At 39.4% G+C, this 19735-nt stretch carries 18 protein-coding genes; 17 read left to right on the forward strand and 1 reads right to left on the reverse strand.

Features of this window, described 5'->3' with window-relative positions:
• The first annotated feature begins 136 nt into the window (after positions 1-136).
• The 17 genes from EWM59_RS02065 to EWM59_RS02145 all read left to right on the forward strand — a co-directional run bounded on the left by EWM59_RS02065 (position 137) and on the right by EWM59_RS02145 (position 18489).
• Positions 137-1384: a c-type cytochrome gene (locus tag EWM59_RS02065; protein ID WP_130019281.1), complete on the forward strand. Its 1248-nt coding sequence runs from the start codon at positions 137-139 to the stop codon at positions 1382-1384.
• Between the two features lie 104 nt (positions 1385-1488).
• The gene (locus EWM59_RS02070; protein WP_130019282.1) at positions 1489-4539 is read left to right on the forward strand and encodes a TAT-variant-translocated molybdopterin oxidoreductase; all 3051 of its coding nucleotides are present in this window, start codon (positions 1489-1491) and stop codon (positions 4537-4539) included.
• Positions 4540-4599: 60 nt separating this feature from the next.
• A complete protein-coding gene (gene nrfD / locus EWM59_RS02075) occupies positions 4600-5979 on the forward strand; it encodes an NrfD/PsrC family molybdoenzyme membrane anchor subunit (RefSeq protein WP_130019283.1) in 1380 nt (459 codons plus the stop codon).
• A gap of 30 nt (positions 5980-6009) precedes the next feature.
• Positions 6010-6531 carry a DUF3341 domain-containing protein gene (locus EWM59_RS02080; protein ID WP_130019284.1) on the forward strand — a complete coding sequence of 174 codons (522 nt, stop codon included), beginning with the start codon at positions 6010-6012 and terminating at the stop codon, positions 6529-6531.
• A 112-nt stretch (positions 6532-6643) separates the two neighbouring features.
• Positions 6644-7258, forward strand: coding sequence for a c-type cytochrome (locus tag EWM59_RS02085; RefSeq protein WP_130019285.1), 615 nt, complete (start codon positions 6644-6646; stop codon positions 7256-7258).
• A gap of 87 nt (positions 7259-7345) precedes the next feature.
• Positions 7346-8695 carry a quinol:cytochrome C oxidoreductase gene (locus EWM59_RS02090; RefSeq protein WP_130019286.1) on the forward strand — a complete coding sequence of 450 codons (1350 nt, stop codon included), beginning with the start codon at positions 7346-7348 and terminating at the stop codon, positions 8693-8695.
• An 82-nt stretch (positions 8696-8777) separates the two neighbouring features.
• Positions 8778-9920 (forward strand): cytochrome c oxidase subunit II, encoded by a 1143-nt coding sequence (locus EWM59_RS02095; RefSeq protein ID WP_130019287.1) that lies wholly within the window; start codon positions 8778-8780, stop codon positions 9918-9920.
• A 37-nt stretch (positions 9921-9957) separates the two neighbouring features.
• On the forward strand, positions 9958-11835 hold the full coding sequence (locus EWM59_RS02100) for a cytochrome c oxidase subunit I (RefSeq protein WP_130019288.1): 1878 nt from the start codon (positions 9958-9960) through the stop codon (positions 11833-11835).
• 66 nt (positions 11836-11901) lie between these two features.
• Positions 11902-12879 carry a COX15/CtaA family protein gene (locus EWM59_RS02105; protein ID WP_130019289.1) on the forward strand — a complete coding sequence of 326 codons (978 nt, stop codon included), beginning with the start codon at positions 11902-11904 and terminating at the stop codon, positions 12877-12879.
• Positions 12879-13760 (forward strand): heme o synthase, encoded by an 882-nt coding sequence (gene cyoE / locus EWM59_RS02110; protein WP_130019290.1) that lies wholly within the window; start codon positions 12879-12881, stop codon positions 13758-13760. Before EWM59_RS02105 ends, cyoE begins: the two co-directional genes overlap by 1 nt.
• A gap of 23 nt (positions 13761-13783) precedes the next feature.
• A complete protein-coding gene (locus EWM59_RS02115) occupies positions 13784-14383 on the forward strand; it encodes a cytochrome c oxidase subunit 3 (protein ID WP_165372086.1) in 600 nt (199 codons plus the stop codon).
• A 68-nt stretch (positions 14384-14451) separates the two neighbouring features.
• Positions 14452-15198, forward strand: coding sequence for a cytochrome c oxidase subunit 3 (locus EWM59_RS02120; protein WP_130019292.1), 747 nt, complete (start codon positions 14452-14454; stop codon positions 15196-15198).
• A 63-nt stretch (positions 15199-15261) separates the two neighbouring features.
• Positions 15262-15606, forward strand: coding sequence for a cytochrome C oxidase subunit IV family protein (locus EWM59_RS02125; RefSeq protein ID WP_130019293.1), 345 nt, complete (start codon positions 15262-15264; stop codon positions 15604-15606).
• Positions 15603-16307 (forward strand): SCO family protein, encoded by a 705-nt coding sequence (locus tag EWM59_RS02130; protein WP_130019294.1) that lies wholly within the window; start codon positions 15603-15605, stop codon positions 16305-16307. The genes EWM59_RS02125 and EWM59_RS02130 overlap by 4 nt, the downstream gene beginning before the upstream one ends.
• A gap of 11 nt (positions 16308-16318) precedes the next feature.
• Complete coding sequence (locus EWM59_RS02135) at positions 16319-16849, forward strand: DUF420 domain-containing protein (RefSeq protein ID WP_130019295.1); 531 nt, start codon at positions 16319-16321, stop codon at positions 16847-16849.
• A gap of 4 nt (positions 16850-16853) precedes the next feature.
• Positions 16854-17111, forward strand: coding sequence for a CAMCR motif-containing small membrane protein (locus EWM59_RS02140; protein ID WP_130019296.1), 258 nt, complete (start codon positions 16854-16856; stop codon positions 17109-17111).
• Positions 17112-17286: 175 nt separating this feature from the next.
• On the forward strand, positions 17287-18489 hold the full coding sequence (locus EWM59_RS02145) for a Gfo/Idh/MocA family protein (RefSeq protein ID WP_130019297.1): 1203 nt from the start codon (positions 17287-17289) through the stop codon (positions 18487-18489).
• A gap of 32 nt (positions 18490-18521) precedes the next feature.
• Here the strand turns inward: EWM59_RS02145 and EWM59_RS02150 are convergent, their stop codons facing one another.
• Positions 18522-19562: a DNA/RNA non-specific endonuclease gene (locus tag EWM59_RS02150; RefSeq protein WP_130019298.1), complete on the reverse strand. Its 1041-nt coding sequence runs from the start codon at positions 19560-19562 to the stop codon at positions 18522-18524.
• Positions 19563-19735 lie beyond the last annotated feature (173 nt).

Consider the following 19735-nt stretch of genomic DNA (forward strand, 5'->3'; position numbering starts at 1 on the left):
CAGGTGTTTATGTTTTTATTTAAAATTATTCTAAATTACTGTAAAAAATAAAAAAAGTTAAAAAACCTATTTGATTGAAAACAATCGTGGCGTAGTTTTGCAGTCAGAAAATTAGGTTATACTACTTACATATAATATGATTCGTAATTTTTATAAATCACTTTTAGCTCTTGCTGTTGTTGTTACAATTTCTTTCAGCAACGCATTTGCACAAGATTCAACAGCTACTACAGCAGCTCCTGCTGGGGGAGGCGATGCAGCAAAAGGAGAACAATTATTTAAAGGTAACTGTGCCCAATGTCATGCTGCTACTAACGAACAAATAGTAGGACCTGGTTTGGCCGGAGTTGAATCTCGCAGAGATTTTGCCTGGCTTAAAAAATGGATTAACAATCCGATGGGTATGGTGGCGAGTGGCGATAAGTATGCCAACGAAATCTTCAATAAGTTTAACAAAACCCAGATGACCGCTTTCCCGAACTTCACAGACGATGATGTGAAAGCAATTCTGGCGTATGTAACTCAGGTAAATGCGGCTCCTGCCCCTACAGCAAGCGCACCAGGAACTACTCCTGTAGCTCAAAGCGGTGATACCGGAAGCGGAAAGTTTGTGAATGTTATCCTGATTGCGTTGTTGGTAATTATGGGTCTGGTTTTAGTAGCCTTACTTGGAATTCTGCAATTGTTAAACAAACTGACAGATAAAACAGAAGGAGCCGAAACTACTTCGGGTAAATCTGTCGGTGAAAAATTACAGTCTGGCTTTAAAGATATTGTCGCTAACAGAACTGTTCGTATTGCCATTACCTGGGTGTTTATTCTTTTAGCAACCAAAGCTACTTTCGATGGTCTTTATGGTATAGGTGTTCATCAGGGATATGCTCCTAAACAACCTATCTCTTTCTCTCATAAATTGCACGCAGGCGAAATGAAAATCAACTGTGCGTATTGTCACACAGGTGTATATAAAGGAAAACAATCGGGTATTCCTTCTGCCAATATCTGTATGAACTGCCACAATACTATTAAACGTGAGTCGCCTGAAATTCAGAAGATTTATACAGCTATCAAAGAAGATAAGCCAATTGAATGGGTACGTGTACATAACCTGCCAGACCTTGCTTACTTCAACCACGCACAACATACCAATGTTGGTGGATTGGATTGTAAAAACTGCCACGGCGATATTGACAAGATGGAAGTTGTACAACAACGTTCTACGCTAACTATGGGCTGGTGTGTTGATTGTCACCGCAAAACCGAAGTAAACGGTAAAGATAATGCTTACTACGACAAGTTAATGGAAGCACATAGCGCTGTGAGTAAAGGAAGCATGAAAGTGGAAGATATAGGTGGATTAGAGTGTGCAAGATGCCACTATTAATCTTGAAATATAATCAGTACAGTTTTAGAATAAATTAATCAAAAGATATTAAGTCCCTTTAATAAGGATTTAACATATAAATACTTAAATCAGCAGTTATGCTCATGGAGAATACTAATAAAAGGTATTGGAAAGGGGTTGAAGAATTAAAAAACGATATTGAGTTTGTAAAAAACGCTAATCGTGAATTTAATTTAGACGATATTGACACAGTCGAACCTACACATCGCCGTGATTTCTTAAAAGTGTTAGGTTTTGGGTTAGCAGCCGTTTCTCTGGCAGCTTGCGATGCACCTGTTCGTAAGGCTATTCCTTATCTTAACAAGCCTGAAGATGTTGAACCTGGTATTGCTAACTGGTATGCCTCAACTTACGCAGAGGGCGGCGATTACTCAAGCATCTTGGTAAAGACCCGTGAGGGACGTCCTATCAAAATTGAAGGAAACAAGATGTCGAGCCTTACCAAAGGTGGTGTAAGTGCAAGAGTTCACGCTTCGGTTCTAAGTCTTTATGACAACGAAAAACTAAAAGAGCCTCAAAAAGGTGGTTCAAAGATTTCGTGGGCAGACCTTGACAAAGAAGTGGTAGCAGGACTATCAAAAGGTGGCAATATCCGAATCGTATCAAATACCATTCTTTCTCCTACATTCAAGAAAGTTATTGCTGATTTTATTACCAAGTACCCTACTGCTAAGCATATTACCTATGATGCCAATTCTGTTTCAGGATTAATTCAGGCAAATAGCGAATCGTTTGGACAGGCAGTTGTACCAAGCTATGATTTTGGTAAAGCCAAAGTAATGGTAGGTATTAATGCCGACTTTTTAGGTACCTGGATTGCTCCTGATGTATTTGCTGCACAATGGGCTGAAACCCGTCGTTTGAGCAGTTCCAAATCAGGTGGTAAAAATGAAATGTCTCGTCATTTCCAGTTTGAAACCGGAATGACTATTACAGGTGCTTCTTCTGACTATCGTTCAATGATTAAACCTTCGCAGGAAGGAGCGGTAGTAGTAGCCCTATATAATAAGGTAGCAGCTGCTTTAGGTGGTACACCCATTTCAGGTCCTGCTATTGAAATACAGAACCTTGATAAATGTGCCAAAGAACTGGCAGCCGCCAAAGGTGCCGCATTGGTAGTGTCAGGTTCAAACAATCCGGCTATTCAGACCGTTGTTAATGCCTTGAATAGCCTGTTAGGAAGCTACGGAACAACTATTGACTTAGGAAACCCGGTAAACTTCCGTCAAGGAAACGATGCTGACATGAACGCCTTCATCAACGAAGTAAAAGGCGGTCAGGTCTCTTCAGTAATCTTCCTTTCAAATCCTGTATATGACCACATCAGAGGTGCAGAATTAGGAGAAGCTCTTGGTAGAGTAGCTACTTCTGTCTCATTTGCAGCTAATGCTGATGAAACAGCGGCTAAATGTAAATATATTGCTCCTGCTCCTCATTATTTAGAGTCATGGGGTGATGCAGAACCTAAGAAAGGGTTCTACTCATTAATGCAGCCAACCATTTCTTTAATTTATAATACACGTCAGGCTGAGTCAAGTTTATTGATTTGGGCTGGTGGTTCAGGCGATTATCAGGCTTACCTGAAATCAAGCTGGAAAAGTATTTTAAATGGGGGTAAATCATGGGTACAGGCATTGCACGATGGAGTATATGAGCCGGGTGCAAGTGTAGTAGCCTCAGGTGCCTCATTTGCCGGAAATCTTGCCAATGCAGCCACTGCTATTGCAAGTATCAAAGGTTCAGGTATTGAATTGTCAGCTTTTGAAAATATTTCTATCGGCACAGGTACTCAGGCAAATAACCCTTGGTTACAGGAGATGCCAGACCCGATTTCAAAAGTAACCTGGGAAAATACCATTGCTATTTCGCAAAAAACAGCAACAGAAGTAGGTATCGATCAAGGTGACTGGGCAAAATTGACAGTAGGTGGTAAAACCATCGAATTACCTGTACTGATTCAGCCTGGTCAGGCGCATAATACTGTTTCTGTAGCTATAGGATACGGACGTACTGCCGCAGGTAAAGCCGGAAACGTAGGTGCTAATGTTTTACCATTGGTATCAAACGGACAGTACTGGGCAAGTGATGTTAAACTTGAAAAAACGAAGAGCGGTTATACATTAGCGCAGACACAAACACATAATACGGTAATGGGCCGTGAGGCTGTTATTCAGGAGTCGGTGTTGAGCGAATATGTGAAGAACGTAAAAGCAGGTCGTTTTGAGCCTAAATTACAAACTTCAGAAGGATTTAAAAAACCGGGTCAGATTACACTCTGGAACGGGCATGAGAAGAAAAACCATAGCTGGGGAATGGTAATTGACCTGAACCTTTGTCATGGTTGTGGTTCATGTTTGGTAAGTTGCCAGGCCGAAAACAACATTCCTGTTGTTGGTAAAGCCGAGGTAGCACGTGCCAGAGAAATGCACTGGATTCGTCTGGATCGTTATTATAGTTCTGATGCACCACACGAGGAGGGTTATAGCCCGGCTGGTTTCAGAGCAATGGAAATAGCTTCTGAGAATCCTGATGTAGTGTTCCAGCCAATGATGTGTCAACACTGTTCAAATGCGCCTTGCGAAACAGTTTGTCCGGTATTAGCCACTACACATAGTTCAGAAGGTCTTAACCAAATGACCTATAACCGTTGTATCGGTACTCGTTATTGTGCCAACAACTGTCCATATAAAGTACGTCGTTTCAACTGGTTCAAGTATTTTGAAAACGATAATTTTGATTACAACATGAACAACGACTTAGGTCGTATGGTGTTGAACCCTGACGTAACAGTTCGTTCAAGAGGGGTAATCGAAAAATGTTCGATGTGTGTGCAACGTATTCAATTAGGTAAATTAGAGGCTAAGAAACAAAAACGTCGCCCGGTTGATGGAGAAATCCAGACAGCTTGTTCTCAGTCTTGTCCTACTAATGCCATCGTATTTGGTGATATGTTAGACCCAGAATCACAAATCTCTAAGACCCTGGCAGTAGAAAAAGAAGGAAGAGCATTCCATGTACTGGAGGAAATCAACGTTCAGCCACAAATGACTTATCTGACTAAGATTCGTAACAAAGAAGGTGCGCCAAAAACTGAAACAAAACCATCAGAACACGCAAGCGGAGCACATTCATAATTTTGACTGAAGAAGTCGTTTTTAATTAAGATAATAGCATTTCAATAAACAAAAAAAACTATGCACGTAGTTTCACCTATAAGAGAGAAGCTGGTATTGAATGGTAAGTCTTACCACGATATAACAGAAGATATTAGTAGACATGTTGAAGCAAAACCTACTAAAGAGTGGAAAGTAGCATTTGGTATCTCAGTATTGGTATTATTGTATGGTACTGCCTGGGTATGCTGGACTTGGTGGGAAGGTCTTGGTGTGTGGGGATTGAACAAAACAGTAGGTTGGGCATGGGATATTACCAACTTTGTATGGTGGGTAGGTATTGGTCACGCTGGTACACTTATCTCTGCCGTATTGCTACTATTCCGTCAGAAATGGAGAACATCTATCAACCGTGCTGCTGAGGCGATGACCATTTTTGCCGTAATTTGTGCGGCGTCATTCATCGTCATGCACATGGGGCGTCCGTGGTTAGCTTACTTCGCATTACCATTGCCTAATACATTTGGTTCTTTGTGGGTAAACTTTAACTCTCCATTAGTTTGGGACGTGTTTGCTATCTCGACTTACTTCTCAGTATCTTGTTTGTTCTGGTATATTGGTATGATTCCTGATTTGGCTACTATCCGTGACCGTGCAACAGGTATGCGTAAGAAAGTATATGGTGCTTTAGCTATCGGCTGGACAGGCGGTGCAAAATCATGGGCAAGATATGAAGACATTTCATTAATCCTTGCAGGTCTTTCTACGCCACTGGTACTTTCAGTTCACACTATCGTATCATTCGACTTTGCTACTTCGGTCATTCCGGGCTGGCATACAACTATCTTCCCTCCATATTTCGTGGCAGGTGCCATTTTCTCAGGTTTCGCTATGGTTCAAAACCTGATGCTTGTAACACGTGTGGTATATAAATTAGAAGATTATGTGACCTTAGATCACATCTCTTTAATGAACAAAATCATTACACTTACGGGGTCAGTGGTAGGTATTGCCTATATTACAGAGTTCTTTATTGCCGCTTACTCAGGGGTTGAATACGAAAAATATGCGTTCATCAACCGTGCTACTGGTCCACTTTGGTGGTCTTATGCAGCCATGATGACCTGTAACGTACTTTCTCCTCAGTTGTTCTGGTTTGAAAGCATCCGCAGAAATATCGTGGTATCTTTTGTAATGGCAGTTGTGGTAAACATTGGTATGTGGTTTGAGCGTTTCGTAATTATCGTAACTTCGCTTCACAGAGACTATCTTCCATCAAGCTGGACTTATTTCACTCCTCGATTGGGAGATATTTCAGACTATATTTTCTCCTTTGGTTTCTTCTTTACAGCGTTCTTCTTATTCTCGAAGTTCTTACCGGTTATTAATATGGCTGAGGTAAAATCTGTATTGAAATCATCATCAGAGAAATATCCTGAAAAAATAAAGAAAAAAGCATAATCATTAGAATTAAGAAACCATTATCAGACAATGGCAGATAACAAATATTTAGTTGGTGTTTTTGACGACGAGGATGAAGTATTACATGCAGTCGGAGAAGTAAGACACAGTGGCGTGAAAATCCACGAAGTATATACTCCTTTTGCTATACACGGCCTTGATCGTGCCTTAGGATACGACCGCCCAAGAATGGGTATCGCAGCTTTCTTGTTTGGTATAACCGGAACCTGTTGTGCTTTATTGTTAACTTTCTGGACAATGGGAATTGACTGGCCTATCAATGTAGGTGGTAAGAACTTTTTCCCTTGGCCAACCAACGTTCCGATTATATTTGAGCTGACAGTCCTTTTGGCTTCGTTTGGTATGTCTTTCACTTTCTTTGTGATGGAAGGGATGGGGCCAACTGCTAAACCAGTTATTTTTGATGTAAGAAGTACTGACGACAAATTCATTATGGCAATTGATTTATCAAAAAACAAATTGTCAGAACTTGAAATCACTGATATTCTGAAAGAATCAGGTGCTTCTGAGGTAAATGTGAAAGAAGTTTAGTGAAAGAAAACAAGGAATAGACCTGCAAAGGCTAATCCAACCAATATATATACAGAACATTGATGAGTATCAGCCAACTGACTCATACAATAATACATTAATTTGTTTTCAAATGAAATTTTCAGTCCGAAATATCACGCTTGCGGTAGCAGTAACAACTTTCTCAACAGTTGTTTTGTCATCATGTCATGATAACAATAGTACAGGTTGGGAGTTTGCTCCAAATATGTACAACTCTCGTGCTTACGAGCCATTGACACAATGGCGTGAAAATACGATTAATCCTGACGGAAAAAATATGCGTCAGCCGGTACCAGGTACTGTTGCCCGTACAAATTACCATACGTCATTCTTACAGGATGACAGCACAGTAGTAAACGACCTGATGATATATAATTTACCTGCAGATAGTATTGCGGTAGCAGAAGCAACCTTGAAAAATCCAATACCTTGGTCGGATGCAGTAGAAACGGAAGGTCAGGCATTGTATGAAAGAAACTGTGCGCATTGCCACGGCGAAAAAGGTGCAGGTGATGGCCCGGTTGGTAAAGTTTATAAAGGTGTGCCTAACTATGCCAGTGACGCCTACAAAAACATGAATGACGGCCATATCTACCATGTAATTACTTACGGTAAAGGACGTATGTGGCCTCATGCTTCTCAGGTAAATCCTGAAGAACGCTGGAAGATAGTACATTACGTACACAGATTACAATTAGGAAATTAATAACGCACCCCCATCCCTAAAGGGGCGTGTTAGGAAATATTATAATGATTACCTCTCTGTAGGGGCGAGGTTAAAATTTCAAGAATAATGGCTCATAATACTCACGGAATTCCTTCAACAGAAGAAAGATTTGAGTTTACATCCGAATCAAGAAGCAAATTATTAATTGCTGCAGCCTTAGGTGTAGTGTTGGTTGCTATCGGAGCATTTCTTTTAAATAAAGGCTGGTCAATAGGTGTTTGGGAATCGCATGGTGCAGGGCACGATGCTGCCGCCGCCGGACACGATGCTCACGCTGCTGCTGCACATGGCGGAGGTGAACATCATGGCCCAACTTTGATTAATCGCATCATTGCTAACCTATGGATGAACAGCGTTTATTTTCTTGGGATTTCGGTTGTCGGAATGTTCTTCATTTCATATAATTATGTAGCAAAAGCAGGTTGGTCAGTATCAATTAAACGTGTAGCTGAGGCTTTCCCATCATTTATCTGGGTACCGGGTGCTATTATCATTATACTCTTTCTTATCCCTTCTACCCGCCACATGATTTACCATTGGACTCATGAGGGTATTATGGATAAAGGAAGCGAGAACTATGATAAAATCATTGCAACTAAATCGTGGTACCTGAATATGCCATTCTTTACCATCCGTTTATTAGCTTATGTTGGTGTATGGTACTATTTGTGGACATTGGTACGTAAATACTCTATTGCAGAAGAGCAGGAAGGCGGATTGGAGTATTATTACAAAAGCCGTAATGTTGCCAAGATATTCTTATTATTCTTTGCCGTTACTTCTTCAACATCAGCCTGGGATTTATCGATGTCAATTGATACACACTGGTTCTCAACTATGTTCGGTTGGTATCACCTGGCGAGCTGGCACGTAGCAGGTTTAGCGGCCTTGATGTATGCTATTCTGATACTAAAAGACAAAGGATATTTGAAAGCAGTAAATGATAGTCATCTTCACGATTTAGGTAAATTCATTTTTGGTTTCTCAATTTTCTGGACTTATGTTTGGTTCTCGCAGTATCTATTAATTTTCTATGCCAACTTACCTGAAGAAACTATCTATTTCCGTGAGCGTTTCACAGGTCATGACGGACGTTACTGGTGGCCATTCCATATTAACTTTGTTTTGAATTTCTTTTTCCCGATTCTGATTCTGATGGCAAGAGATTCAAAAAGAAGACCAACATTATTGAAATTGGGTTGCGGTTCTATTCTGGTAGGGCACTGGTTTGACTTCTATCAGATGCACATGCCGGGTATTGCTAAAGATCAGGGAGGTATAGGTATTATTGAGTGGGGAACAACGCTGACATTTGCTTCATTGTTTATCTACTTTGTAGCAAACACATTGTCAAAAGCAAATCTATATCCGAAAAAACACCCATTCCTGGAAGAAAGTTTGCACCACGATATCTAATAGCTTATTAGATAATTTTAAAAAGTTTTAATTTTAAAGCATACAAGGATTAAGCACTTATAACTTGTAAAATTTTAGTAACATGACCTTATTAATTGTTATTTTAGCTGTTGTGTTTTTGATTTTAACCATTATGGTTATTTCTAAAACCCAAACTCTATTGAAAGGTGTCAAAGATAAGTCAGAGTCAGAAGTAGAAGATACGATTACTGATGGAGCAAACAATATGAATGCTATCGGGTTGTTTGTGTTTTGGATTCTGAGTGTAATCGGAGTTGTCTGGTCATTTGAATATGCGAAAAAAGACTTCCTGATATCTTTCGGAGATTTACCAACAGCATCATCGGTGCATGGTAAAGAAACCGACTACTGGTTCTGGTTCGGTATGGCTGTAATCACAGTAGCATTTCTTGTGGTGAATTCTGTCTTATTCTATTTTCCATTAAAATACAGATATAAAAAAGATAGAAAAGCTTATTTCTATCCTCATAATAACACACTTGAAATTGTCTGGACTTTGATACCGGCACTTGTGATGGCCGGGTTGGTATTTACAGGTCTTAAGGTGTGGAACAGCGTAATGTCAGATGCACCAAAAGATGCAGAGGTAATTGAAATCATGGGAAAACAATTCGGCTGGCAAGTGCGTTATGGTGGTGTTGATAACGAAAAATTAGGTAATTACAGTTATAAGTTGATTAATGATGCCGAGGGTAACGAATTCGGTATTGATTTTACCGATGAAAACTCGTTTGATGATTTCACAAGTAATACAGAAATGCACATTCCGAAAGGCAAACCTGTATTATTGAAAATCAGAGCAAGAGATGTATTGCACAGTGTGTTTATCCCTCATATGCGTGTAAAAATGGACGCTGTACCGGGTATGCCAACCAAGTTCTGGTTTGTTGCCGACAAAAGTACGGCTGATATGCGTGCAGAATTAGGGAATCCTGATTTTAAATATGAGATTGCTTGTACAGAGGTTTGTGGTCGTAGCCACTTTGCTATGAAACTTACTTTAATAGTAGATGAGCCGGCAGAATATGAAAAGTGGAAGAAAGAACAAAAATCATTGCTTGCCTCTAAGCCTGAGTTTATGGAAAAAGTACCTGCTAACCTGCAAGGTAAAGCGATGAAATACATCATGCCTGCTGCACCGGCAAGTACAGATAGCACCACCGCTGCTACAGGCGGAGCGGCAACATCAGCCTCTTTAAGATAATTATTAACAACAGAAAATTCTTAAAAATAGTAATATTATGGCAGCAGCAGCACACGCAGACGTACATGCCAACGAACATGACCACGCTCACGAACACCATGAGCTGAGTTTTATCAGAAAGTACATTTTTTCTGAAGACCATAAAGTAATTGCTAAACAGTATCTGATTTCAGGTATTATCTGGGCTTTGATTGGAGGTTTCTTGTCATTAGTTTTTCGCTTACAATTAGGTTTTCCCGGAATTGACTTAGGTTGGTTAAAGCCTATTCTTGGAGAAAGATGGTTTGATGAAGCCGGAAAACTTGACCCTAACTACTACATTGCCTTGGTAACCATGCACGGAACCATCATGGTATTCTTTGTATTGACAGCCGGATTAAGCGGTACTTTCTCTAACTTCCTTATTCCGCTACAAGTAGGTGCAAGAGATATGGCATCAGGATTTATCAATATGTTATCTTATTGGTTCTTCTTCCTTTCAAGTGTTATCATGTTTGCTTCGTTGTTTGTGCATGATGGCCCTGCGGGTGGTGGTTGGGTTGTTTATCCTCCATTAAGTGCTTTACCAGATGCTGCACCGGGTTCAGGAACAGGTATGACCATGTGGTTGGTGAGTATGGCAATCTTTATCGTATCCAGTTTATTGGGTAGTGTAAACTATGTAACTACTGTAATTAACTTGCGTACAAGAGGGATGACTTTCGATAAAATGCCTCTGACAATCTGGGCGTTTACATTTACTGCTATCTTAGGTATCTTGTCATTCCCTGTATTATTCTCTGCGGCACTTTTATTGATTTTCGATCGTAGTTTCGGAACAAGTTTCTATCTGTCAGATATTTATATCAATGGTCAGGCATTACCAAATCAAGGTGGTAGCCCTATCTTATTCCAGCACTTATTCTGGTTCTTAGGTCACCCGGAAGTATATATCGTAATCCTTCCTGCCTTAGGTATGACGTCGGAAATCATTGCTACTAATTCAAGAAAACCAATTTTTGGTTACAGAGCCATGATTTTCTCAATGTTGGGTATCATGTTCCTGGCCTTCATCGTATGGGCTCACCACATGTTCATGACAGGTATGAATCCATTCTTAGGTTCGGTGTTCATGCTCTTGACCTTGATTATTGCAGTACCGTCGGCCGTAAAAGCCTTCAACTATATTACAACCATGTGGAGAGGTAACATCGTGTTTACTCCTGCTATGTTGTTCTCAATTGGTCTGGTATCTTTCTTCGTATCGGGTGGTGTTACAGGTATTATTTTAGGTAATAGTGCTTTAGATATTCAATTGCACGATACTTACTTTGTAGTAGCTCACTTCCACCTGGTAATGGGTTCTGCAGCCTTCTTCGGAATGGTGGCAGGGGTATATCACTGGTTCCCTAAGATGTTTGGCAGAATGATGAATGCTACTTTAGGTTACATTCACTTCTGGATTACGTTCGCTGGGGTTTATGTAGTATTCTTCCCGCAACACTACTTAGGTATTGCCGGTTTCCCAAGAAGATATTACTCTTATACAGGTTTTGACTTTACTAACAAATATCAGGACTTAGCAGAATTAAGTACTATTGCCGCTATCGTGGTATTTGCAGCAAATATTATTTTCTTGTTCAACTTCTTCTATTCGATGTTCTGGGGTAAAAAAGCAACTGCTAACCCTTGGCGTTCAAATACTTTGGAGTGGACAACACCGGTTAATCCGGGTCATGGTAACTGGGAAGGAGAGATTCCTGCGGTTTATCGTTGGCCTTACGATTATAGCAAGCCAGGTGCTGCCGAAGATTTTATCCCTCAGAACATTCCGTTCTCAGCTACTCCAGAGTCTAACCTGGAAGATGAAAACGAGCAAATCAAAGAGGAAAAAGAAATTGAGGGAATTAAGTTTAATTACAATATCCCTGATTGATAAACCAAGATTTTAAGTTAAGTAGCTTTAGCAATAAAGCTACTTAACATATAAATCAACAAAATCATGGTAACTTTTAGAAAGCTGGGTGTCTGGACGATTGGAGCGATATATGTGCTGATATTGGTTGGAGGTATTGTTCGGGCAACAGGTTCTGGTATGGGTTGTCCTGATTGGCCTAAATGTTTTGGCAGTTGGGTACCACCAACAGATATTTCGCAATTACCTGTCAATTACAAAGAGATTTTTGGTGCCAAACTCAAAGGCGAAGTAGAATTTAATGCAGTTAAAACCTGGGTTGAATATATAAACCGATTGGTTGGCGTATTAATAGGTCTGTTTGTTTTTGCCACTTTTTTGACTTCGATACGTTCTTTCTGGAAAAAAGACAGAACGATTGTTTGGTTAAGTTTCATCGCTTTTGTATTGGTTGGTTTTGAGGGGTGGTTGGGTTCAAAAGTAGTGTCGAGCGAGTTACACCCCGTAATGATTACACTACATATGTTGCTGTCGGTCATTATTGTGTTTGTGTTGTTGTATGCAGTGGCGAGGTCTTACACTCATGTAGTAGAAGTTGAAGACATCAAAGAAGCAGGTTCAATCAGTTTTCTGCTTACAGCCTTGATATTGGTTACGCTTGGTCAGGTATTGTTAGGTACACAGGTAAGAGAAATGGTTGACCAGGTAGCGATAGCGATGGGAGAACAGTTAAGAAGCGAATGGGTAGCTAATCTGGGCGGAAAGTTTGCAACGCATCGTTGGTTTTCATTTGTAGTTTTAGGTTTACATATTTTATTTCTAAACAGAATACTAAAAAATAACAGCCATAAAGGAATTATCTATCAGTTTTCAATTGGGCTGATAATTCTGATAGCCATTGAAATGGTATCAGGCTTGATTTTAGGTTATCTGGGACTTCCGGCTTATTCGCAGCCTATTCATTTAACAATTGCCATTCTGATGTTAGGAGTACAGTTTGTTTTGTATCTGTTGTTGAATAAAGAAAGGATTTTCAGAGGCGTTCCGGAATTTTCATTAAAGTAATGAGTCAATCAGTCAGTCAAAATATAGTTAGTGTAAAGCTCAGGGCTTTATATGACATCACAAAATTCAGGTTGTCTGCAACCGTGGTTTTTTCTGGGGCGTTTGGTTTTATATTAGGGGCTGATAAGTTAGACTGGGTAAAGTTAGTTCTTTTCTGTATTGCGGCATTTTCAACAACAGCCGCCGCCAATATCATCAACCAGATTATTGAAAAAGATCTGGATACCTTGATGAAGCGTACGCAAGACCGCCCTTTGCCAAGTGGCAGATTATCGGTAAAAGAAGCAGCGTTTTTTGGTTGGGGATTAGCAGTAATAGCCATGTATATTCTGTTCTATGAATTTAATCTGAGAGCAGGTTTAGTGGCTTTGTTATCAATGGTTTTATATGGCTTTGTCTATACTCCACTGAAAAGAGTAGGGCCGATTGCAGTAGCAGTAGGGGCATTGCCTGGCGCTTTTCCTCCGATGATTGGTTGGATAGCGGCTACAAACCATTTCGGATTAGAACCGGGTATTTTGTTTGCCATTCAGTTTTTCTGGCAGTTCCCGCATTTCTGGGCCATTGCCTGGGTTTTAAATGAAGATTACAGCAAAGCAGGTTTTAAATTGTTGCCCTCAAGTGGTGGACAAAACCTGAACTCTGCTATTCAGATAATGATTTATACCTTGTTTTTATTACCCTTATGTTGGGTGCCTTATTATATGGGTATGACAGGTATCAATTCGGCTATAGTAGCGATGATTTTTGGTATCCTTTTCCTGGCGCAGACATTCCATCTGATGAGAAAAGTAGATAGAAAAGCCGCATTGCAATTAATGTTCGGGTCGTTTATTTATCTTCCGGTAGTGCAGATTGCCTACCTTTTAGATAAAATATAAGCCTATTAGATTCAGGTAAAAAAATGAGAGAAAAAGAGTTAAAAATGCCTATAAATAAGTTGACCGAAGAACCTAAACAGGTATTGTCGGTCAATAAATGGAAGTTTATGGTATGGCTCTTCATTATTACCATCATTATGCTCTTTGCTTCGCAAACAAGTGCATATCTGGTAAGAAGAGCAGAGGGTAACTGGGTAGAATTTGATATTCCGCAGATATTTTGGTTTAGTACGCTTGTGTTGCTGGTAAGTAGTGTTTCTATGCACTTTTCGTTGCAAGCAGCTAAGAAGAATAACCAAGCATTATTGAAAACTGCGGTAGCCATTACCTTTATTTTCGGAATGACATTCTTAGTTATGCAATACCTCGGTTGGCAGAATCTGCAACAACAAGGTGTATTCTTAAAAGGCAATCCATCTGGCTCGTTCTTCTATGTATTTACGGGTTTACACATGGCTCACCTTTTAATCGGATTGGGAATTCTGGTGGCTACTTTTATTATGGCATTCAGAATGAAAATCAATTCTAAGAATACTTTGCTGGTTGAAGTATGCGCAACAGCATGGCATTTCCTTGATTTACTTTGGGTATATTTGTTCGTATTTTTATTGTATTTTAGATAAACTTTTTACAATTTCAAGATTTAAACAGGTAACTTTACAGCCTGTTTGAAACTCAGAAACTATCAGCTATGGCAAGTGCAAATAACTCAACGACCGCTGAACATTTAATGTGGAAGGGTGGAATCCAACCAATGAAAGTTGGATACGGAAAATTAATGATGTGGATTTTCCTTCTATCCGATACGTTTACTTTTTCGGCTTTACTGGTTTCTTATGGTTTGGTGCGTTTTAGTTTTCCAACCTTTGAAGGATTAAGAAAAAACTTTGAATTTTCGAATGCCTGGTGGCCAATCCCGGAGCGAGTATTTGAGGCGGTTCCGTTCTTGCATGGCATATCAGCTCCACTGGTATTCGTAGGTATCATGACATTCATTCTTATCATGAGTTCGGTTACAATGGTATTGGCCGTAGAAGCCGGACACCGTCGCGACAAAGCTGATGTAGAAAAATATATGCTTTGGACAATCCTGGGTGGTATTGCCTTCTTAAGCTCACAGGCTTGGGAGTGGGGACACTTCATCCACGGTACCGAAGAAGGTCTTACTTTGGCTAATGGTACTAAAGTATTTGGTGCTAACCTGGTTCAGAATCAATATGGCCCTCCGGCTTTTGCAGACTTTTTCTTCTTTATTACCGGTTTCCACGGAACCCACGTATTATCAGGCGTAGTGTTGAACGTTCTGGTTTTCTATAATGCTTCTAATGGCATTTACGAAAAAAGAGGACACTATGAAATGGTAGAAAAAGTAGGTTTATACTGGCACTTTGTGGACCTTGTTTGGGTATTCGTATTTACCTTCTTCTACCTTGTGTAGTCAGAATAGATAATGATTTCTCAATCGTCAGATTGGATAAACTTAAAAATATTGTATTAAAAAATGGCTCAACATACAGAACACCACGGTCACGAAGAGAAACTCCCGGCGCAAACCAAAGAAATCTGGAAAACGTTCTGGATACTTTTAATCATCACTTCAATTGAGTTCGTGATTGCATTTACCATAGATGCAGACCATTATAAATGGACAAAAATCGGAATCTTCATTATTCTGACTATTGTGAAAGCATACTACATTGTTGGTATCTTTATGCACTTAAAACATGAAGTGAAATCACTGATATGGACAATTGTATTACCCTGTATATTTGTTGTATGGTTAGTTGTAGCTTTGATTATTGAGGGGGGATATATTGGATTTGAACGCTTCATATTCGGAAAATGAGTAAAAATTTTAGCAAGGCCGGAATACTAATAGCGATATTAGTAATTCCGGCTTTTATATTTATATTTCTGAAACTCTTCGGAAATAATTATTATAAGCTCCCGTATTTTATGCCTGAGATGGATGAACACGGACAGGTATTGATGAAAGGAGCAGATACGGTATTTCATAAAATACCTGAGTTTAAGTTGACCGACCAGAACGGTAGTGAATTTTCTTCTCAACAGACAAAAGGTAAAATCTACGTAGCCAATTTCTTCTTTACCCGTTGCGGAACTATCTGCCCCAAACTGAGTTCGTCTATGATACGTGTGCAGGATTTATTTGTAGATAGTCCTGACGTAATGATGGTTTCTCATTCAGTTGACCCTAATCATGATACACCGGAAGTACTGAAAACTTATGCGAAAAAGTATGATGCCAAAGACGGTAAATGGTTTTTTCTGACAGGAGATAAGAAAGCAGTATATGATTTGGCTATCAAAGGTTATAAGTTGCCTATAGCCGATGCGTCGGAATATGATAAGAATATCAAGAATGTAGATGAAATGTTTATCCATTCTGAGAAAATGATGCTGATAGATAAAGAAGGGTATATCAGAGGTATTTATGATGGCACCTTTAATGCCGATGTAGAAAGGTTGATAGCTGAAATAAAAGTATTACAGGAAATTTATAAAGACAAAAATAATCCTCAATAGAGGGAATAAGTATGGAAGCACAGTTAGAGAAAAAATCCATGTTATGGATAAATTTACTATCAATAGTGATACCATTGGTAGTAGCATTGATGTTGGGCATTCGTCAGAAATTTGACTTAGGTGCCTGGACAAAAGTTTTGCCGCATGCAATCGGAATGATTAATTCATTAACGGCTGTTTTATTATTATACGGATTTTATCTGATTAAACAAAGAAAGATAGAGCAGCATAAGAATGTAATGACAGGTGCCTTTACTTTAGGAGGTTTGTTCTTGGTATGTTATGTAGCTTATCATATTTCAAACCCAAGTACGAAATTTGGCGGAGAGGGTATTATGCGTTATCTTTATTTTTTCGTACTGATTAGTCATATCGGGCTGTCTTTTATCGTTTTACCTTTGGTATTAAGAACCTATTATTTTTCGTGGACTAACCAGATAGCACGACACAGAAAAATAGCAAAGATTGCTTTTCCAATCTGGTTATATGTATCTATTACAGGAGTAATTGCTTATTTAATGATAAAACCTTATTATCTTTAAGACAATGAAAGCATTCAGAATCATATTAAGTACAACCGTATTTCTATTAATCAGTTGTACGTTTTCAATGGCACAATGTGCTATGTGTAGAGCTACTGTGGGTAGCAACCTGAGCGAAGGCCGTGGGGTGATTGGCACAGGAATTAATGATGGAATTTTGTATTTACTGGCAATTACCTATTTATCAATCCCGACATTGATATTTATCTGGTATCGTAGTGCCAAAAAAGAAATGAATTTAAAACTGAAATTGAATAGATAAACTGCTTGAAAAGCGAGTCTTTTATTTCATCAACATAACCAAGAAGAATCTGCCACTATAATTGCAGATTCTTTTTTGTTTTCAACTTATTGGGTTTTCTATTTCTTTAGTATCTTGCAATGTGCTTGTCTATACAAGCATTTTACAATCTATCAACCTTCATAATATTTTAACCATGAGTAATAAACCTCATAGAATCGCTATGTTAGGCACCGGACTAATAGGCTGGTTTTATACAAAATCTCTCCATGAACATCGTCGCCCTGACCGTGTACAGGTAGTCTATTCAAGAAGTGAAGAAAGAGGAAAAGCCTTTGCTGAAGAATGGAATATTCCGAAATATACAACCAGTATGGAAGAAGCCATTAAAGATAAAAGTGTGAATGTGGTAATTGTAGGCCTGCCTAACGACCTGCATCTGGAAGCTATCAAATTATGCTGCAAATACAAAAAGAGCGTGCTTTGTACCAAACCGTTGGCACGTACAGGAGCAGAGGCAAAAAAAATACTGGAAATGGTAGAAAAAGCAGGGATATTTCATGGATACCTTGAAGACCTCGCTTATACCCCTAAAACGCTTCATGCCTTGCAATCGGTTAAAAATGGGGTGATTGGTCGTGTAACCTGGGCAAGATCAAGAGAAGCACATCCCGGGCCTCATTCAAGCTGGTTCTGGGATTTAAAAAAAGCCGGAGGTGGTGCTATTGTTGACCTGGGTTGCCACTGTATAGAAATTGCCCGTAACTATATCGGCAAAGACATCAGACCTGTTGAGGTAATGTGTTGGGCGGCTACACAGGTAAAGCCTATTGAAGCAGAAGATAATGCCATTGCTTTAGTAAAGTATGCCAATGGAGCTGTAGCGCAATTTGAAGTAAGCTGGTCGTTCAGAGGAGGAATGGATTTAAGAGATGAGGTGGCAGGCACTGAAGGGGTAATAAGAACAGACCATTTTATGCGTACAGGGTTTGAAATGTTTACAGCAGCACAGGAAGCAAGTTATGTAGCCGAAAAAGCTGAAAGTGCTTCCGGCTGGCTCTTCCCGGTCGGTGACGAAGTAAACTCTTTAGGCTATACCCATATGTTTACAGATATGTTTGATAGCTTAGACAATGGCACCACACCAATGGAGAGCTTCTATGATGGCTACATTGTAAATGCCGTAATAGATGCATGTTATAAATCGGCTAAAACCAAGAAATGGGAGCCTGTAGTTATTAAGGACTGGAGAGGAAGAACCGATGTAACAGAACCCTCACCATTTGTAGATTATGATGCAGACCATTGGCATATTAAAGACGAATTCCTGCCTGATGGACGTAAAAAAGTGATTCTGAAAGAGAAAGTAACAGGGAATATCATTCAGCGGGTTTTGTAATAAAAAAGGTGTGGGAGTTTCCCACACCTTTTTTATTGTACCCTTGTCCAGGCCTCCCAGTCGCTTTCGGCTTCTAATTTATTTTCAATCGTATCAGGCAGTTTAGCAAAGAAATCTAAGCCCGTAATACGTTCTACTTCATCAACCGATACTACATAATTGTTCATTCTTTTGCCGAATAAGCCCTCATTGGGCAATAAAAATGCAATGACACGTGCCTTTTTCGGATTGTTAGCCTGATAATACAACACAATCTTGTAATAAGATTTAGGAACTGCTACCTCATTATATTTCCCGATAGTTTTCATGCCTTTTGTTAAAACCGGGCCTGTTACCACATACAATTCTTCGTCGCGAACTGCCCAGCCTCTGATACGACTTTCGATGTTTTCCCAGATTCCTCTGTTGAAATCAGGTACTTGCGGACATATATTACTCATAAAAAAGGTTTCATTCATTAAATCCTGGCAGCATTTAAAATCTCCTGCCGGAACCATGTGTCCACGGTCGTAGCCCGAATTGCTGTAGTCAGTCGATAGGGCAGAATTACCTTCAACTTTTTTATCCGGTATAAACTGGTTATCGCCCCGGTTGGCGTATCCTTTGGTAAATTCACCTCTTAGTTTGTGTACTACCCACGAAGGTACTTCATATTTCTCTTCATAGCGAAGCGTATAGTTTTTGTGCTTTATAATTTCGTCAGTTTTATTAATGGCGGGCAGGGCAAAATCAGCAATTTCGTGGTCGCCCAAAGCTGTTTCCTCCTGCTCGTCTTTGCCCAATACTTTTTCTTTAAATTTATCAAACAGAGAACCCTCTTCTTCCTTGGTACTTCCTTCGGTTTTTTTCTTGTTTGAAGCCGTAGATTCGTTATCATCTTTGGTAGCAGTGGCTTCATTATCAGGCTCAGGCGCCTTGTAAGGGTTATCCTTTTTGGTGTCAGAATCTTTTGTTTTAAAAACGCCCGATACAGTCTCCCATAATTTGCTGATAGGACCGGGCTTGTCTTTGTAGTAAAGAAAATAACCAACAGCGAAAAATATCAGAATGAGAATAATACGATTGGATTTCATCTAAAAGCTAAGGTGTTTAATATTATTGCAATTTTACAACAAAACGAAGAAGTATGCCATTTCTGCACGGGTTTTGTTTAAAAGTATTTTTAAAGAGAATTTTAAGATTTTATGAAAGAATTGTAAAAAATACACTTAAATTCAATCAGATGCTCTCAATGGTTTTCTTTAAA

The sequence above is a fragment of the Emticicia agri genome, from assembly GCF_004168285.1.
Classification (GTDB): Bacteria; Bacteroidota; Bacteroidia; order Cytophagales; family Spirosomataceae; genus Emticicia; species Emticicia agri.

Coding starts and splice junctions, on each gene's coding strand:
- EWM59_RS02135 (WP_130019295.1), top strand. CDS start 16,319: ATGGAAGCACAGTTAGAGAAAAAATCCATGTTATGGATAAATTTACTA.
- EWM59_RS02065 (WP_130019281.1), top strand. CDS start 137: ATGATTCGTAATTTTTATAAATCACTTTTAGCTCTTGCTGTTGTTGTT.
- EWM59_RS02130 (WP_130019294.1), top strand. CDS start 15,603: ATGAGTAAAAATTTTAGCAAGGCCGGAATACTAATAGCGATATTAGTA.
- EWM59_RS02140 (WP_130019296.1), top strand. CDS start 16,854: ATGAAAGCATTCAGAATCATATTAAGTACAACCGTATTTCTATTAATC.
- EWM59_RS02145 (WP_130019297.1), top strand. CDS start 17,287: ATGAGTAATAAACCTCATAGAATCGCTATGTTAGGCACCGGACTAATA.
- nrfD (WP_130019283.1), top strand. CDS start 4,600: ATGCACGTAGTTTCACCTATAAGAGAGAAGCTGGTATTGAATGGTAAG.
- EWM59_RS02120 (WP_130019292.1), top strand. CDS start 14,452: ATGGCAAGTGCAAATAACTCAACGACCGCTGAACATTTAATGTGGAAG.
- EWM59_RS02125 (WP_130019293.1), top strand. CDS start 15,262: ATGGCTCAACATACAGAACACCACGGTCACGAAGAGAAACTCCCGGCG.
- EWM59_RS02080 (WP_130019284.1), top strand. CDS start 6,010: ATGGCAGATAACAAATATTTAGTTGGTGTTTTTGACGACGAGGATGAA.
- EWM59_RS02090 (WP_130019286.1), top strand. CDS start 7,346: ATGGCTCATAATACTCACGGAATTCCTTCAACAGAAGAAAGATTTGAG.
- EWM59_RS02115 (WP_165372086.1), top strand. CDS start 13,784: ATGAGAGAAAAAGAGTTAAAAATGCCTATAAATAAGTTGACCGAAGAA.
- cyoE (WP_130019290.1), top strand. CDS start 12,879: ATGAGTCAATCAGTCAGTCAAAATATAGTTAGTGTAAAGCTCAGGGCT.
- EWM59_RS02105 (WP_130019289.1), top strand. CDS start 11,902: ATGGTAACTTTTAGAAAGCTGGGTGTCTGGACGATTGGAGCGATATAT.
- EWM59_RS02070 (WP_130019282.1), top strand. CDS start 1,489: ATGGAGAATACTAATAAAAGGTATTGGAAAGGGGTTGAAGAATTAAAA.
- EWM59_RS02095 (WP_130019287.1), top strand. CDS start 8,778: ATGACCTTATTAATTGTTATTTTAGCTGTTGTGTTTTTGATTTTAACC.
- EWM59_RS02085 (WP_130019285.1), top strand. CDS start 6,644: ATGAAATTTTCAGTCCGAAATATCACGCTTGCGGTAGCAGTAACAACT.
- EWM59_RS02150 (WP_130019298.1), bottom strand. CDS start 19,562: ATGAAATCCAATCGTATTATTCTCATTCTGATATTTTTCGCTGTTGGT.
- EWM59_RS02100 (WP_130019288.1), top strand. CDS start 9,958: ATGGCAGCAGCAGCACACGCAGACGTACATGCCAACGAACATGACCAC.